Origin of the sequence: Streptomyces thermoviolaceus (assembly GCF_045209695.1) — a bacterium.
GTDB classification, from domain to species: domain Bacteria; phylum Actinomycetota; class Actinomycetes; order Streptomycetales; family Streptomycetaceae; genus Streptomyces; species Streptomyces thermoviolaceus.
In genome coordinates this window covers 4,460,321-4,476,823 of sequence record NZ_CP109280.1, presented here as the reverse complement: position 1 = coordinate 4,476,823, position 16,503 = coordinate 4,460,321, and the positions used below count along the sequence as shown (strand labels likewise).

14 protein-coding genes are annotated in these 16,503 nt (G+C 72.9%); 7 read left to right on the top strand and 7 right to left on the bottom strand.

Features of this window, described 5'->3' with window-relative positions:
* Positions 1-94: 94 nt before the first annotated feature.
* Both htpX and OG899_RS19500 read left to right on the top strand, forming a co-directional pair.
* Entirely contained in the window at positions 95-1,018 is a 924-nt protein-coding gene (gene htpX, locus OG899_RS19505; RefSeq protein ID WP_125496267.1) for a zinc metalloprotease HtpX, read from the top strand.
* A gap of 4 nt (positions 1,019-1,022) precedes the next feature.
* Positions 1,023-1,607 carry a PspA-associated protein PspAB gene (locus OG899_RS19500; protein WP_125496268.1) on the top strand — a complete coding sequence of 195 codons (585 nt, stop codon included), beginning with the start codon at positions 1,023-1,025 and terminating at the stop codon, positions 1,605-1,607.
* A 121-nt stretch (positions 1,608-1,728) separates the two neighbouring features.
* Here OG899_RS19500 and OG899_RS19495 read toward each other — a convergent pair whose 3' ends face one another.
* Positions 1,729-2,037, bottom strand: coding sequence for a hypothetical protein (locus OG899_RS19495; protein WP_125496269.1), 309 nt, complete (start codon positions 2,035-2,037; stop codon positions 1,729-1,731).
* A 165-nt stretch (positions 2,038-2,202) separates the two neighbouring features.
* Between OG899_RS19495 and OG899_RS19490 the strand changes: the two genes are divergently transcribed.
* The 4 genes from OG899_RS19490 (at position 2,203) to OG899_RS19475 (ending at position 6,641) form a co-directional block, all read left to right on the top strand.
* Positions 2,203-2,565: an arsenate reductase family protein gene (locus tag OG899_RS19490; protein WP_125496270.1), complete on the top strand. Its 363-nt coding sequence runs from the start codon at positions 2,203-2,205 to the stop codon at positions 2,563-2,565.
* Positions 2,566-3,043: 478 nt separating this feature from the next.
* Positions 3,044-3,667 carry a winged helix-turn-helix domain-containing protein gene (locus OG899_RS19485; protein ID WP_168131117.1) on the top strand — a complete coding sequence of 208 codons (624 nt, stop codon included), beginning with the start codon at positions 3,044-3,046 and terminating at the stop codon, positions 3,665-3,667.
* 208 nt (positions 3,668-3,875) lie between these two features.
* Positions 3,876-5,786 carry a hypothetical protein gene (locus OG899_RS19480; RefSeq protein WP_189427531.1) on the top strand — a complete coding sequence of 637 codons (1,911 nt, stop codon included), beginning with the start codon at positions 3,876-3,878 and terminating at the stop codon, positions 5,784-5,786.
* Positions 5,787-5,885: 99 nt separating this feature from the next.
* Positions 5,886-6,641, top strand: a complete 756-nt coding sequence (locus tag OG899_RS19475) for a TetR/AcrR family transcriptional regulator (protein ID WP_125496273.1) — start codon at positions 5,886-5,888, stop codon at positions 6,639-6,641.
* A gap of 286 nt (positions 6,642-6,927) precedes the next feature.
* Here the strand turns inward: OG899_RS19475 and OG899_RS19470 are convergent, their stop codons facing one another.
* Positions 6,928-7,590 (bottom strand): alpha/beta hydrolase, encoded by a 663-nt coding sequence (locus OG899_RS19470; RefSeq protein ID WP_229813662.1) that lies wholly within the window; start codon positions 7,588-7,590, stop codon positions 6,928-6,930.
* A gap of 384 nt (positions 7,591-7,974) precedes the next feature.
* Here OG899_RS19470 and OG899_RS19465 point away from each other — a divergent pair, with 384 nt between their 5' ends.
* Positions 7,975-9,474, top strand: a complete 1,500-nt coding sequence (locus tag OG899_RS19465) for a hypothetical protein (protein ID WP_168131039.1) — start codon at positions 7,975-7,977, stop codon at positions 9,472-9,474.
* Here OG899_RS19465 and OG899_RS19460 read toward each other — a convergent pair.
* From OG899_RS19460 to OG899_RS19440, 5 genes are all read right to left on the bottom strand, one after another.
* A complete protein-coding gene (locus OG899_RS19460) occupies positions 9,452-10,903 on the bottom strand; it encodes a hypothetical protein (protein ID WP_189427530.1) in 1,452 nt (483 codons plus the stop codon). The genes OG899_RS19465 and OG899_RS19460 overlap by 23 nt on opposite strands.
* Positions 10,904-11,052: 149 nt before the next feature.
* A complete protein-coding gene (locus tag OG899_RS19455) occupies positions 11,053-12,435 on the bottom strand; it encodes an alpha-amylase family protein (RefSeq protein ID WP_125496275.1) in 1,383 nt (460 codons plus the stop codon).
* 310 nt (positions 12,436-12,745) lie between these two features.
* Positions 12,746-14,407 (bottom strand): glycoside hydrolase family 13 protein, encoded by a 1,662-nt coding sequence (locus OG899_RS19450; RefSeq protein ID WP_125496276.1) that lies wholly within the window; start codon positions 14,405-14,407, stop codon positions 12,746-12,748.
* Positions 14,408-14,568: 161 nt separating this feature from the next.
* The gene (locus OG899_RS19445; protein ID WP_125496277.1) at positions 14,569-15,480 is read right to left on the bottom strand and encodes a sugar ABC transporter permease; all 912 of its coding nucleotides are present in this window, start codon (positions 15,478-15,480) and stop codon (positions 14,569-14,571) included.
* A 16-nt stretch (positions 15,481-15,496) separates the two neighbouring features.
* Positions 15,497-16,501 carry a carbohydrate ABC transporter permease gene (locus OG899_RS19440; protein ID WP_125496278.1) on the bottom strand — a complete coding sequence of 335 codons (1,005 nt, stop codon included), beginning with the start codon at positions 16,499-16,501 and terminating at the stop codon, positions 15,497-15,499.
* Between the last annotated feature and the right edge of the window lie 2 nt (positions 16,502-16,503).

The window sequence follows — 16,503 nt, the reverse complement described above, 5'->3', positions numbered from 1 at the left end:
AGACGATCACGACCCGTTCATGGTGACCCGCAGGTGCACACTGGAATCGAGAGAGTGCCTCGGTACGGGGTGCCCTGACTGCGGGGTGATGCAGATGCAGAGCCGCTTCCGGAGCGACCGCCGGCTGACCGTGCGCATGGGAGTCACGCTGTTCCTGCTCGGGCTGCTGTACGTGGCGTTCGTGGCCGCACTGATCGTGCTGCTGAAGTCCTGGGTGCTGGTCGTGGTGATCGCGGCGGCCGCGCTGGCCGCGCAGTACTGGTTCTCCGACCGGATCGCGCTGTTCGCCATGCACGGCACAGTGGTGGAGCCGGAGGAGCATCCCGAGCTGCACGCGGTGGTCGACCGGCTGTGCGCCCTGGCGGACATGCCCAAGCCCGTGGTCGCCGTGTCCTCCATGGACATGCCCAACGCATTCGCGACCGGGCGCAACCCGGACAACGCCGTGGTGTGCGTGACGACCGGGCTGCTGCGCCGGCTGGAGCCGGCCGAGCTGGAGGGGGTGCTCGCGCACGAGCTGTCCCATGTGGCGCACAAGGACGTCGCCGTGATCACGGTCGCGTCCTTCCTGGGTGTGATCGCCGGACTCGTGGTGCGGTTCGCCTTCTACTCGGAGCTGCTCGGCGGCCGGGGCCGCAGGGACCAGAACACGTTCGCGGTCTTCGCCATGGTCGTGGGCGTCTCCGCGGCCGTGTACGCGATCAGCTTCCTGCTGATCCGGGCGCTGTCCCGGTACCGGGAGCTGGCCGCGGACCGGGCGGGGGCCCTGCTGACCGGGCGGCCCTCCGCGCTGGCCTCGGCACTGACCAAGGTCACCGGGGACATCGCCCGGATCCCCTCCCAGGACCTGCGCACCGCCCAGGCGTTCAACGCCTTCTACTTCACCCCGGCCCTGGGCTCCGAGCCCGGCATCTCCCGGTTCTTCTCCACCCACCCGCCCCTGGAGCAGCGGCTGGCGCAGCTGGGGCGGATCTCGGCCGAGCTGGGCGAGGCCGCGACACCGGGGAAGGCGGGCTGAGCGGATGGGGCTGTGGGACGTCCTGCTCGGCCGCAGCAAGCCCGTACCGCCCGACCTGGACCAGCTGTTCGCGCTGCCCTCCGCGGCGGTGACGCTCCAGGCGGCGGCCGGTTTCACCCCGACCGGGCGGGGCGCGGTGTGCTTCGCCACGGTGGAGGGCGCCGCCTTCGAGCAGATGCACCGGGAGGTGCAGGCCCTGCTGGACGCGGACACCGACCGCACCGGCCCGCCGGTGGAGCTGACCCGGGACGAGTACGGCTACTCCTGGCTGGTCTCGCACCGTTCCCCGGACCAGCTGTCCGATCTCGTCAACGATCTGCACGCCGTCAACAGCGCGATGGAGGTCAACGGCTTCGGCCCCCAGCTGCTGTGCTCGCTGGTGGGCTTCCACGACGACTCGGGCCGCCGGCTGGCGCTGGTGTACCTGTACAAGCGCGGCACGTTCTACCCGTTCTGCCCGGTCGCCGGCCGGGCGCAGCGCCGCGACAACGCGCTGGAGCTGCAGATGAAGTCCCTGCTGGCCGACGATCTGCGGATCGAGCAGGATCTCAGCCGCTGGTTCCCGGTGTGGGGTGCGCCGGGCCTGTGAGGACGGTGCCCCGCTTCCGCCCGGCGCCCGAGAAGGAACCGGCGGCCGGCTCCGGGCCGCCGCCGGGCGCCCGTGGTGAGCGGGGCACCCGGCAGCGGGCGGGCCGTCCGGCGCGTCAGCGCTAGGAGCGCATCAGCGCCCGCACCATGTGGCAGGTGGCGCCGGACGGCGGGTGCACCCCGATGAGCTGGGCCATGTCGCGGATGGCCGCGTCGGACGCCTTCTCCGGCCGGTGGACACCGGAGTCGAGCAGCGCGATGGCGAGCCGCATCGCCTTCAGCCGGCGGTTGTGGGCGATGTACCAGGCACGGGGACGGCCGGGCGGCAGCGGCCGCTTGTGGACGGGGGCGTAGGGACGGTCGAGCAGGACGGGACGCTTCGCGGTGGACTGGGTCGGCAACGGCTTCGGCTTCGCTGCGGCAGCGGGCACAGGCATCCTCCTGTCGCGTGGGAGTGCCGCCGGACAAGACCCCGGCGACACCCTCGAACACTGCTTCAATTTTACGTCCGGGCACTGACAAAACCCCTGCCGACCAGGGCTTTTGTGGCTCGTGGGACGCAGGCGGCGAGCGGGTTCCGGGCTACTGTGGGCGGCATGGAGATCTGGATCAATCCGGCCTGTTCCAAGTGCCGCAGCGCCCTGAGTCTGCTCGACGCCGAGGGGGCCGAGTACACCGTCCGCCGCTACCTGGAGGACGTCCCCACCGAGGACGAGATCCGGCAGGTGCTCGACCGGCTCGGGCTCGAGCCGTGGGACATCACCCGTACCCAGGAGGCCGAGGCGAAGGAGCTGGGGGTGAAGCAGTGGCCGCGGGACGCCGGTGCCCGGGACCGCTGGATCACCGCGCTCGCCGAGCATCCGAAGCTGATCCAGCGTCCGATCATCACGGCGGACGACGGCACCGCGGTGGTGGCGCGCACCGAGGAGGCCGTACGGGACGCGCTCGCCCGCCGCTGAGCGGCCCGGCCCGGCACGGCCGCCGGCGTGGGGCCGGGCGCCGCGCGGACAGGGCGGGCGCCCGGCCGCACGCGGGCTGTGCGGGCGCCCCCGCGCAGGCCCGAGCCCGTCCGCGCGACCTGCCCGGACGGCCCGGTGTGCGTCCGCCGAGGGCTCAACTCCCCCGTCGTGAAAGCGTCCACGCAGTGAGAGCGGGCTGCTGTCCGGGCGCCGGGTCTGCTTCAATGGGCTCATGGCCAGCTTCCAGAAGACCCACGCGACAGGTCGCCATGACCTCGAGCCCTTCTGGCCTTCCCGTCAGCACCACGACTTCGACCGGGTGTGTTGCGCGCGCTGAACGCGCGGGCCCCTGAAAGCCGTACACCCCGGCCTCGGCCAGCGCGCAGGTGACGCACGGTGCGCGGCGCGCCCGACCACGACCTCGCGGCCGCCGTCGCCCCTTTCCGACGAAGTCCTCGCGCGAAAGAGCTGACCTCTCATGGCGACCACCCGTTCCCTGACCACCGCGACCGCCACCGCCGCCGATGCCGCGCCCGCCCCCGCCGTCCCGCGTCACCGTCTGCGGGCCGTCGACCGGGACGAGCGGTGGGAGGTGTCCGACTCCCGTCCGGGCGAGGATCTGCCCGACGAGGTGGCGGCCTGGCTGCCGCCCGCCGCCACCTGGCTGCCGGCGCCCCAGCACACCCTGCCCAGCCTGCCCGGCCGGCCCCCGATGGTCGGCTACCTGGTCCTCGTCCCGGCCGACCGGCAGCCGCCGTTCGCCCCGCCGGCCGCGCCCGCGCCCGACGAGCCCGCGGACGGGCACGGCGACGCCCTGGTCCGCATCGACACCGCCCGCCGCACCGCCGAGGTGGCCGGGCGGCCGCTCGACCTGACCTACCTGGAGTTCGAGCTGCTCGCCCACCTGGTCGCCCACCCGCACCGGGTCCACAGCCGCGACCACCTGGTCAGCACGGTCTGGGGCTACGGCCACGTGGGCGACGGACGCACCGTCGACGTCCACATCGCGCGGCTGCGCCGCAAGCTGGGTGCCGAGCACCGTTCGGCGATCCAGACGGTGCGCCGGGTGGGCTACAAGTACGTGCCGCCGACGCCGCGATGACCCGGCGCGGACGCGCCCGCGGGGCCGCGGCGCCTCCGTGCCGCCGGACCGTCCCGGCGGGAGGGACGCAACCGTCCCGGCGGGAAGGACACCGGGAACACACGAAGAGGACCCCGGAAGAGGCCCCCGAAGAAGCCCCGAAGAGGACACACGAAGGGGACACCCCCCACAGCGGTGACCATCCGACGAATCGCTCGTTCTGCTGAACGTGCAGTCACACGATGTCGTCCCGCGCCCCTCGTCCGCCCCCGAGCCGGTCGTCGGCGTCGAGCAGGCAGAGGCCGCCCTCGTCGAGCACTATCCGCGGCTGGTCCGGCTCGCCCACCTCCTGCTGCCGCCCGGCCTCGGCCGGAGCCGGCGCGTCCTGACCGCCCACGCCCTCGCCCAGCGCGCCCTGCCGCGCGGCCGCGCCTCACGCCCGGTGATCCCGGCGCAGTCCGCCGGGGCCGCCGCCGACCACGGGTACGCCGTGCTGCGCGTCCGGGTCGTCCGGGCGGCGCTGAGGGCCGGCCGGGGCGGGCGCGTCGCGCGGTGGCTGCGCCGGCTGCCGCCGCCGCTGCCGCAGGTGTGGGGCCTGAAGCTGTTCCCGCGCTCGGGCGGCGCCGACGAACTCGCCCTCGACCAGCGGCTGGGCGCCCTGTCCGGCCCGGCGCGCGCCGCCTACGTGCTGCGCGGCCTGGAGGGGCTGGCGGACGACGAGGTGCGTCGGGTGCTGTCCGCCGCCGGGGTGACCGATCCCCGGGCCGCACTGCGGGAGGCCGAGCGGGTGCCCGCCCAGTACCCGCTGCTGCACGCCCCCGAGTTCGACCCCTGCCTGCTGCAGGCCCGGCCGACCGACCTGCTGCGGCGGCGACAGCACACCAAGGCGGCGCTCGCCGCGGCCGCCGCCCTGGCCGTGTGCGGTGCGCTGGTCGCGCTGCCCGGCACCGGCTGGGGCCCGAACGGCGCCGCCGCGCCCTCCTCCGCACGGAACCCCTCCGCCGAGGCCGCCCTCGACCCCGCCAAGCTGACACGCGTCCCGGCCACCGCCTGGCGGACCTCCGCACGCCTGGACTTCTCCGTGTGGCCCGCGCGCGGCGGCCTCACCCGCGACACGGCCCTGCTGCGCCGCGCTCTGGCGGTGTGGGCGCGGCCCGGCGCGTCCGTCCGGGTCACCGCCACGCCGGGCACGGCCTCCGGCGGCCCCGCCGGCCCGCCGCAGCTGCTGTACGCGGGCGAGGTGGACAACGCCCGGGTGGTGATCCTCTACGACGGTCTGCGCATCGTCCGCTACGCCGAACCGAAGGGCTCCACGGCGGGTGCCGCGCTGGACTTCGCCCGGGTGGACGGCGCGGCCGGGGCGACGGCCTCCGCCGTGGTGCTGGACCGCTCCGACACCGACGTCCGCTATCTGACGGCCCCTTGGGTGCGCCGGGCCGCCGCACGCGACCTGCTCGACCCCTCCTCGGACGCGCCCGTCCTCGCGCTGCGGGACGGCGTCACCGAGCCCCTGTCCAGCCCTGCGGCCCGCTCCGGACCCTGCACCTCCTGGAACGTCCTCGAGCTGACCGGCGACGGCGGCGCCCGACTCCTCACCGACCTGGGCGAGCTGGTCCCCGCCCAGCTGACCGCGGGCCGCCCCGCCGACCCCCTGGAGACGGCGGACCCGCAGCTGCTGCACGCCTGGGCGCCGTATGCGTGCGCGCTGGGCGAGGTGCGCGCGCAGGGGGTGCGGTCGGTCAACACCTGGCGGTACGCCGAGCAGCCGCTGCCGGACGGAAGCGGCTTTGCCGCCTGGGCGTGCACCCGGGCGGACACCTGGCGCGGCACCGCCCCGCGGGTGCTGGCCCAGTTCCTCACCCCCGGCGGCACGACGGGCGCGGTCACCGCACGTGACGAGGGTGTGCCCGCCTGCGGAGCACGCTCCCCGCACGTACTGGCCGGGGTGCTGTGGAAGTCCCGGCAGGGTGACTGGTACCTGCTCGCGGCGGGCGACGCGGACACCGCGTCCATCGCCACGACCGGCGGGATCGAGGCGTCCGCCGAGGGCCGGCTGCTCACCGTACGGGCCCGGCAGGGCGTCACCGCCGAGCTGAAGGGCACGTTGCGCGACGGCAGCCCGGTGCGCGGCCTGAGCTGACGCGCAGGGCGCATCGCGTCGTCGAACGCACACCTCGATGCGACAACCGGATCGGCTGCGACCCGTTCCCTCGCGTGATGCGATCGGTAAGGTGAGCGCATGACCACCGGGGTGCGCCGCAGAATGCCAGTCGCGGAGCGGCGGGAGCAGCTGATCGGGGTCGCCCTCGACCTGTTCAGCCGACGCTCCCCCGATGACGTCTCCATCGACGAGATAGCGTCCGCGGCGGGCATCTCCCGCCCGCTGGTCTACCACTACTTCCCCGGCAAACTCAGCCTGTACGAGGCGGCGTTGAAACGTGCCTCGGACGATCTCGCGGCCCGGTTCGTGGAACCGCACGAGGGCCCGCTGGGTGCGCGGCTGCTGCGGGTGATGGGCCGGTACTTCGACTTCGTGGACGAGCACGGCCCGGGTTTCTCGGCGTTGATGCGCGGCGGTCCCGCGGTCGGCTCCTCCACGACCAACGCGCTGATCAACAGCGTCCGGCAGACCGCCTACGAGCACATCCTCGCGCACCTGGGGGTGCAGGACCCGCCCGCCCGGCTGGAGTTGGTGATCCGTTCGTGGATCTCCCTCGCGGAGTCCACCGCGCTGATCTGGCTGGACGGCCGGCGTATCCCACGCGCGGAGCTGGAGCGGCAGCTGGTGCACGACTTCGCCGCGCTCGCCGCGGTCAGCGCCGCCTACGACGAGGAACTCGCGGCCCTGCTGCGCCGGGTGTTCGCCCGGGAACCGGCCGACGGCCCCTTCGGGGACCTGCTCGGCCGGCTCCTGCGTCTCGCCTCTGAAGGACCGTCCTCCCGTCACGGGCCCGTCGGCACGTGCACGGGGGACGACGGCGGCGTCACCGGGTGAGGTGCTCCAGGAACCAGTCGCGGGAAGCGGCGGAGGCACGGGCGAAGCCATCGCCGGTGTAGGCGGCGAAGTGACCGCCGGAGCACGGCGAGCCCGGCCGCCGCGAACACCTCGGCGAACCGGTCCAGGTACATGCGCTTGGTGGACGTCCAGCCGTGGGCCATCACCACGCACGGTGCGGGTCCGCCGGAGGGGTCCGGCGGGTAGAACCATCCGCGCAGCAGCGCGCCCTCGGCGTCGAACTCGATGTCGTGCCGCACCATGCGGGCACCTTTCTGTCGTCGTCTCATGACGTCCGCCGAGGGGTGTGACGGCGGACGAAGTCCATCAGGTCGTCGATCTCGGGGCCCGCCACGTCGTGCCCCAGTCCGGCGTAGACGCGCACCTGCCCGTCGGCGTGCTCCCGGATCCAGCTCTCCGTGCGCGCCAGCGCGTCGTCGGGGATCACGCGGTCCCGTGCACCGCGCCCCCAGAGCACCGGCGGCCTGGACGCCGTGAGCAGTGCGTCGCCCGGCAGGTCACCGGAGACGACGAAACCACCCATCCGCACCGCGTACGCGCAACGCGACGGGTCCTGCCGGAGCACCTGCAACGCCATGGCCCCGCCCTGCGAGGAACCGATGAGCCCCACCGAGGAGAAGGCCGGCTGGGCGTCCAGCCACGACAGAACCGCACGGGCCAGGGTGTTCGCCAGAGCCGGCTGCGGGTGGCCGATGGGGTTCCCCGCACGCGGGAACCAGGCGTATCCGCCGGCCTCCGGATAGGGGGCCCGCAGCGATGCGACGACCACGTCGTCGTGGAGCGGCCGGGTGATCTCGAACAGGTGGGTCTCGTCGTAGCTCCAGCCGTGCATCGCCACCAGCAGCGGTCGGCCGGCGCGTGCGTCCGCCGGCGCGGACCACAAGGCGCCCAGGCGGTCCGGGAAGGGGGTGTCGGGACAAGGACTCACGCGTGAACTCCGGTACAGGAAGAGGGAGAAGTGGAGAGAAGAGAGCGAAGAGGGGGAGGAGTGGAGGACGAGAGACGAGAAGGGGGGAGCGGATGCGCTCTCGCCTCCACTGTCGTCGCGTGGCCGAACGGCGTCCCATACCGTTCCGGCGAGCTGTGATGCCCGCACGGCATGGCCGGCACGCAGTCGGGGAGGACGGCGCCCGCACGGCCGGTGAGCCGGACGCGCAGGTTGATGCTTCAACCGGGGTGCGGGGTCGCGGTGCGGCCGGGTTGCGCGGCGTCGTCGGCGGCGCGAGCGTGGACATGCGGCCGGGGAGCCGGGCGGCGTCCGGTCCCCGCCCCGGCCCCGCACCGTGCGCCCGCAGTTCCCCTCGGATCGACCATGGCCAGCACCCCACGGCGGCGACGTTCCGCCCGCCTGACCGGCCTGTCCGCCCTGACCGTGGCCCTCGCGCTGAGCGCGGGTCCCGTCGCGGCGGCCCCGGCGGGTCCCGTCACGGCCGCCGCCCCGGTCGGTCACGGTCCGCCGTCCGCGGCCGGCCTGCCCGCGGGCACCGACCCCCCGCCGCCCGAGCCCCCGCCGCCGACCGAACCACCGCCGAACCCTCCCCCCGAGCCTCCGCCGCCCGGCCCGACGACGCCGGACACCACGCCCTCGACGCCACCGTCCGAACCGCCGGAGACACCCACGGAACCGGGCGAGACCCAGGGCCCGGACGACACCTCGCCCACCGGTGAGCCGTCCGGCCCCCGGGGGGACGACACCGCGTCGTCCGCGGCGCAGCAGCAGATCCAGGCGGCCGGCGCGGTGACGGCGGACCTGGACCGCCTGAAGGACGAGGTCCCCGGGGACCTGGTGCCCAGCGTCGAACGGCTGACCGCGACGTTGCGGGCCGTGGAGAACCCGGCGACCCCGCCGCAGGAACGGGACGCCGTCGTCCGCGGCGCGCGGGCGGTGACGGTCGCGCTGAAGGCCGTCGCCGATCCCGGAACCCCCGCCGAGGTGCGGACACAGCTGACCGGGCTGGTCCGGCAGGTGGCCACGGTCCTCGGCACCGGCAGCCGACCGCACCTGCCGCAGGCGGAACGGCGCACGAGCGGCTTCGTCGCCGAACGCACGGCGTCCGTGCTCCCCGTGATCGCCGACGCCCGGACACCGGGCGGGCTGCGCGACGACCTGGCCGGAGCGGCGAGCGGCGCGCTGACCGCCGTGGGCGGCACCCGCCCGGGCCACGAGCGCACCGCCCGCGGCCCGCAGACCCGGAACGCGCCGAGCGCCGCGCGGTCCGTGGCGGTCGCGGCGTCCGTCGCCGGCTCCCAGGGGACACCGAACGAGGGGCGCAAGGAGACGGCGCAGAGTGCGCACCAGGCCGGGACGGCCCTGGCGAAGGCCGAGGACCCCGACGCCTCGGCGAAGGAGCGTGACACGGCACGCAAGGAGCTGCCCGGTCGGATCGACCGGATGGAGAAGGAGCTGGAGAAGGCGCTCGCCGCCGAGGGCCTGCCGGACGTCCCGCTCGGCACGGCGGCCGAGGTGTGCACCGACGCCGTCTTCGACTCCGCGCCGGAGGACACACTCGGCACGAACCTGCGCGGTCTGCTCCCCGAGCGGTGGAACGCGGAGGGCGTGAAGGACTTCTGGAAGGCCGAGGACAAGGGCAACGACGTCCTCGACGTGCTCGCGCAGTTGCGCACCGACGAGTACGCCGACGCCCCGGTGGAGGTCGCACGGCTCCTCCCGCGGCTGGCCGCGACGGTGCCGGCCGACCGGCTGTTCGCGACGCTCGGCAAGCCCGCGCTGCACTGCCTGCAGGCCGCGCGGCAGCTCGACGAGCGAGGGGTGCCGTCGGGGTCCTGGGTCAGGAAGGCCGAGGAGCTGTGACCGACTTCAGCAGTTCGGCGAGGGAGATCTCGGCGTGCGCCTGGACCGTGGAGACACCGAACCGGGCCAGGTCCTTCTTCTCCTCCGCGAGGTCGATGCCCTTCCCGTCCAGGTGGTAGGAGGAGATGGAGTACGCGGGGGTGTCGAGCGGGGACCAGGTCGCGAGCACATAGTGCTGCGCGCGGGTCACATTGACCAGGTTGTTGTTGTGCCGGACAGCGCCGAGGTACACGATGCGGTCACCGCAGCCGCCCGCGATACAGGGCGGCTCGTTCTTCGCCCGCCAGGACGCCCGCTGTTTCCTGAACTCCTCCACGTCGATCTGTCCCCGGTCCTTGCGCAGGTAGGTGAGCTGGAGATCGACGTAGAGCAGGTCGTACGGCGCGTCCAGGGGGATCTGGAACACGTGCTCGCGGGTGTCCTCCTGGCCGCTCTCCAGCAGGGTGCCGGGTTCGTAGATCCGCCCGCTGCTGATCCGGGTGAACGCGAGCCGGTCGACGTGGCGTTCCGCCTCCTCCTCGCCGTCCTCGTCGATGCTCTTCCTCCACTGCTCCGCCGAGAACGATCCCTGGTCGGTGTACCGGGCGGTTCTGCCGTAGACGGTGTAGTCGTCGATGAGGACGTACGCCGGGTACGCCCCGGTGTTCTTCACGGACATCGTCAGCGGCACCTGCACGAACGGCACCCGAGGGTCCGCCCGCGCGGTGCCGAACCTCGCCGACAGGGCGAAGTGCATGGGCGCGACCGTCGGCTGGTAGAGGGTGGAGTACGCGAGGCTGACCGCGGTGAGGAGGGCGGAGGCGAACACCCCGGTCGCGAACGTCCTGGGCAGCGGCACCCGTCTCCACGGCCGGTCCTTCAGCAGCAGGCGCAGCGCCCACACCGACCAGCACAGCAGCGGCATGAACGCCAGCAGGTAGGGCGTGTACTGCCGCTCGTCGAGCCACAGCAGGACCAGCAGGACGTCGGTGGCCAGCGTGATGAGCACACCGAGCAGGACGATCGCCCCGGAGACGGACGAGCGCCGTCTGCCCCAGTGGTCGGGCACCGCCAGGGCCGCCGCCAGCAGCACCAGGGCGGACAGGACGAACAACGCTCCGGTCACCCGCTGGGCGAACGTCAGCGCGCCGGAGGCGTCCGGCCGGCCGACGAGCGCGTTGAGGGCCGCGGAGGCGAGCAGCCCGGCCAGGACGACCAGCCCGGTCAGCCGCCGTCGGACGGGCCGGTCGGGCCAGGTGGTCCAGTCCCCTCCGCGCCAGTGCACCGACGCCGGGTCCTCGACGTCCACGTCCGGGTGGCCGAGGCGGTCCAGCAGGGCGCGCAGCTCGCGCAGCGACCAGGCGCTGCCCGCGTCCTCGCCGTTCACGGTGACCCGGCGCAGGCCACGGCCGTCCGGCGCCTCCACGACGACCCAGGGACGGATGCTCATGCAGCCAGCGTCGGCGCGGGCCGGGGCGCACGCATGCCCGATTGCTCCGCTCGGTCCGCCCTCGGGCCACGACGCGACGCCACGGACACGGCTCGGGCCCACGGCGCACGCACCGTGGGCCCGTCCGGGTGAATCCGCGCCGCGGACGGTCAGCAGCTCGTCCTGCCGGTGTGCAGGGCCAGTGCCGTGTCCGGGCCGAGCGCGGCGGTGAACCGTCCGGCGGAGTCCACCGTCACCGTGGTGTTGCTCTGCACGTCGCAGTAGGTGCCGGCGGGCAGGGAGGTCTGGTAGGTGCGCTGGACGGTGGCGGACTCGTGGTTGATGGCCACGAAGCCCTTGCTGCCCCGGCCGAAGGCGATGGCGTCCGCGCCGTCGTCCCACCAGTCGGTGACCGGCTCGCCGCGGGTGGCGTTGCGGAAGGCGACCATGGAGGCGATCTCGGGCCACTTGTGCTGGCACTTCCAGCCGTTCTGCCAGCAGGCGTCGACGTGGCCGCCGTCGGGCGGGCCGGCGTCCGGGTCGGACCACTCGTAGCCGGAATTGATGTCGGGGGCGCCGTAGGGCCAAGCCAGCATGAAGACGTTGGCCAGGGTGTAGGTGGCGTCGTTCTTGTAGTTCAGCGTGGAGCCGTTGCGCTCGGTGTCGTGGTTGTCGACGAAGACCCCGGCCGTCGTGCTGCTCAGGTAGCCCCAGTCCTCGCCGTAGTTCTTCAGGTAGGCGAGGTGCTCCTGGGTGAAGACCCGCTTGAGGTCGTAGGCGTAGCGGAACTCCTGGACGTCGCCGGTGCCGGTGTACTCGCCGGGCTGGACGGCTTCGCCGGCGCCGTAGATGACCTCCTGCTTCCAGTAGGCGTTCGGGTTGCTCAGGCGGGACTTGATGTTCGCGAGGTCCTCGGCGGGGATGTGCTTGGCCGCGTCGATGCGGAAGCCGTCGACGCCGAGGGAGAGCAGGTCGTTCATGTAGCCGGCGATCGTCTGTCGCACGTACTCCTCACCGGTGTCGAGGTCGGCGAGGCCCACCAGTTCGCAGTGCTGGACGTTCCAGCGGTCCTGGTAGTCGGTGATCTCCGCGGTGCAGTCGTCGAAGTCCGGGGCCGAGTACAGCCCCGGGTAGTCGTACTTCGTGTACGACGAGCCTCCGGTGCCGGTGCCGCTGCCGGCCGACATGTGGTTGATCACCGTGTCGACGACCACCTTCACCCCGGCGGCGTGGCAGGTGTTCACCATGGATCGGAAGGCGGCACGGTCGCCGAGCCGGCCGGCGATCTTGTAGCTCACCGGCTGGTACGACGTCCACCACTGGGAGCCCTGGATGTGCTCGGCGGGCGGGGAGACCTGCACGTAGCCGTAGCCGGCCGGGCCGAGGGTGCTGGTGCACTCCTTGGCCACGGAGGCGTAGTCCCACTCGAAGAGGACGGCGGTGACGTCCTTGGTGCCGGGCGGGGAGGCGTGGGCGACGGTGGCGGGAGCGGCGAGGACGGCCGTCGCGGCGGCCGCCAGGGCGAGCGCGCCCGAGAGCGTTCTGCTGGCCATGTGGGGGTTCTTTCTCCGTCGGAGGGTCGCGTCGGACGGACAAGGGGATGGAAGAACTTGCTGCAAGCTTTCAGCGCTGCACGTGCAGCCGACCGTACGAGCGCCGTTGCGGGCGGTCAATACTCTGGACATGAACCTGTCAGAGACCATGAAGGGTTCATGGTGCAGTGCAGGCCGACAGGGGGGTGTGCGGGCACGATCCGTCCGCGGGATCCGTGCGGCCAGGCAGGCGGCGGACCCCGCGGACGGGTGAAAGAACGGCGAAACTCCTTGCGACACCGGTCCGTTCAGGCGCCACCGGGCGGACCGCTCAGGTCGTGGTGAACCACACCGTCGTGTCGGACGGCACCTTCACCTCTCCGTCGGCCTCGGTCACCTCGCCGCTGGACAGCAGGACCCGGCCGTGGGCCGGCGAGGTCACCGACTCGCCCGTGGTGTTGGCGACGCACACGAAACCGCCACGGCGGAAGGCGAGCACACCCTCGGGGGCGCGCAGCCACTCGACGGCGTCCCCGGCCCCGAGGTCGGGGTGGGCGCGGCGGGCGGCCAGCGCGGAGCGGTACAGCTCCAGGGTGGAGCCGGGCACGCCCTGCTGGGCCTCGACGCTCAGCTCGGCCCACTCGGCGGGCTGCGGCAGCCAGGAGCCGCCGCTGCCGAAGCCGTAGGAGGGGCCGGAGCGGGTCCAGGGGATGGGGACCCGGCAGCCGTCGCGGAAGCCGTCCTGGCCGGCGCCCCGGAAGTAGGCCGGGTCCTGGCGCACCTCGTCGGGCAGGTCGACCACGTCCGGCAGCCCCAGCTCCTCGCCCTGGTACAGGTAGGCCGAGCCGGGCAGCGCCAGCATCAGCAGGGTGGCCGCGCGGGCCCGGCGCAGGCCCAGGGCGCGATCGCCGGCCGTGCGGATCTGGGTGCCCAGGCCCGGCGGGTTGGCGAAGCGGGTGGTGTGACGGGTGACGTCGTGGTTGGACAGCACCCAGGTGGCGGGGGCGCCGACCGGGCGCATGGCCGCGAGCGTACGGTCGATGACGGAGCGCAGCGCGGCCGCGTCCCAGTCGGTCGACAGGTACTGGAAGTTGAAGGCCTGGTGGAGTTCGTCCGGGCGGACGTACAGGGCGGTGCGCTCGACGGTCGGCGTCCATGCCTCGGCGACGAAGATGCGTTCGCCCGCGTACTCGTCGAGCACCCGGCGCCACTGCCGGTAGATCTCGTGCACACCGTCCTGGTCGAAGAACGGCATGACGTCGTTGCCCAGCAGCTTCACCTGGTCGCGGGTGCCGAGGTCGGGCAGCCCCTCGGCCTTGACCAGGCCGTGGGCGACGTCGATGCGGAAGCCGTCGACGCCCATGTCCAGCCAGAAGCGCAGGATGGAGCGGAACTCGTCGCCGACGGCCGGGTGTTCCCAGTTGAAGTCGGGCTGTTCGGGGGCGAACAGATGCAGGTACCACTCGCCGTCCGGCAGCCGGGTCCAGGCCGGGCCGCCGAAGATGGACTCCCAGTCGTTGGGCGGCAGTTCGCCGTTGCTCCCCCGGCCGGGGCGGAAGTGGTAGCGCTCGCGCAGCGGGGAGCCGGGGCCCTCGGCGACGGCGCGTTTGAACCACTCGTGCTGGTCGGAGGAGTGGTTGGGCACCAGGTCGACGATGACGCGCAGGCCCAGCCCGTGGGCGTCGCGGATCAGCGCGTCTGCGTCGAGCAGGGTGCCGAACATCGGGTCGACGGCCCGGTAGTCGGCGACGTCGTAGCCGGCGTCCGCCTGCGGGGAGGCGTAGAAGGGGCTGAGCCACACGGCGTCCACCCCGAGGTCGCGCAGATAGGGCAGACGGGAGCGGATGCCCTCCAGGTCGCCCATGCCGTCGCCGTCGCTGTCGGCGAAACTGCGCGGATAGACCTGGTAGATCACGGCGTCCCGCCACCAGTCACGGCGCGGGGCGGCAACGGCGAAGCGGGTGGCCTCGGCGGCCTGATGCTGCTGGCTCATGGCGTCCTTGATACGTAACGGTGGTCGGGACAGGGACGGAGGAACGGAACGGGCGCGAGGGCCGCGGAGTGCGGGCGGCCGCGGTGGCGGCGGGGCGTACGGCCGGCGCGGCCGCCCGCCCGCGCGCCCGGACGGGCGCGGGGACCGGACCGCGGGTGCCCTCAGCCCTTGGTGCCGCCCGCGGTGAGGCCGGTCACCAGATGTTTCTGCACAAGGTAGAAAAAGGCGGTCACGGGCACGGCGATCAACACCGCGGTGGCGGCCATGTAGTTCCACTGTGCGTCGTGTTCGCTGACGAAGGTCTGCAGACCGACCGCGAAGGTGTACTTGTCGTCGTCCAGCAGGAACGTCGAGGCGAACGCGACCTCGCCGAAGGCGGTGATGAAGCTGTAGAACGCGGCGACCGCGAGACCCGGCCGGGCCAGCGGAAGGATCAGCCGCACGAAGGTGCCGAAGGGGCTGAGGCCGTCGACCCGTCCGGCCTCGTCGATCTCCACCGGGACGGTGTCGAAGTAGCCCTTCATCAGCCAGGCGCAGTACGGCACCACGGTCGAGCAGTTGACGAGGATCAGCGCGCCGTAGGTGTCGATGAGACCCAGCTCGGAGAAGATCTCGTACATCGGCACGATGAGCACGGCGATCGGGAACGCCTGGGTGAGCAGCAGCACCCACATCAGCGGCCGGTGGCCGGGGAACCGCATCCGGGAGACGGCATAGCCGGTGGTCGCGGCGAAGGCGACGCCGACGAGGGCGGTGCCCAGCGCGACGATCAGCGTCGAGAGCAGCCAGTGGAAGATGTTCGTGTGCTGCAGCACGAACGCGTAGTTGGCGAAGGTCGCCTTCGCCGCGATCCCGCCGGGGTGCAGGTAGTCGTTCTTGTCCGGGCCGAGCGAGAGATAGAACAGCCAGGCGACCGGGGCGGTGGCGGCCAGGCTCGCCAGGATCAGCAGGACATGGGCGACGGTGCGGCCCAGCGGTGAGGACCGGCCGCGTCGCCGCACCCGCCGGGAGGCGCCGGCCGCCGTCGCGGACGCGGCCGGCGAGGCGGCCGGGGAGACAGTCGTGGTGCTCATCGTGGCGGCTCCTGCGTCAGACGGCGAGCTGGTCATTGCGCTTCAGCCAGCGGAAGTAGACGGAGGTGAAGACGGTCAGGATCGACAGCAGCAGCACGCCGTACGCGGCGGACTGCGCGTAGTCCCGCGGCTGCTGGCCGAAGCCGAGCCGGTAGGCCCAGGTGACGAGGATCTGCGCGTCGGGGGCGCTGGTCTGGCCGAACAGCAGGAAGATGATGTTGAACTGGTTGAACGTCCAGATGACCCCGAGCAGGACCACGGTGGAGCTGACGGACCTCAGGCCCGGCAGGGTCACATGGCGGAAGCGCTGCCAGGCGTTCGCACCGTCCATCTCGGCGGCCTCGTACAGGCTGCTGTCGATGGACTGCAGGCCGCCCAGGAGCGAGACCATCATGAACGGCACCCCGCACCAGGTGTTCACCATCACGGCGGCGAACCGCTGCCAGAAGGTGTCCTCCAGCCAGGCCGGCTGCGGCAGATGCAGATGGCCGAGGAGCTGGTTGAGCGCGCCGGAGTCGGCGAGCAGGACCCGCCAGGAGAAGACGGTGACGAAGGTGGGCACCGCCCAGGGCAGGATGAGCAGCAGCCGGTAGACGGTGCGACCGCGCATCTTCCGGTTCAGCAGCAGCGCCAGGCCCAGGCCGATGGCGTAGTGCAGCAGCACGCACAGCGCGGTCCACACCACCGTCCACACGAAGTGCGACCAGAAACGGTCGTAGGCGGTGGGTCCGAACAGGATGTCCCGGTAGTTGTCCAGCCCGACGAAGCTGTAGGTGGCGTCGATGTGGTTGACGCCGATGGTGCGGGCCGAGTTGAGGCTGTTGGCGTCGGTCAGCGTCAGGTAGAAACCCCGCACCAGCGGGTAGCCCACCAGGACGCCGAGCACGACGACCACCGGGGCGATCATCGCGTAGGCGTACCAGTGCTTCTCCCAGCTGCGGCGCAGGCGCTGCAGCGGCCCCGGGCGGCGGCCGCGCTCACCTGGCGGCCGGGCTGTCGCGCTCTCGACGGCGACGGTCATGG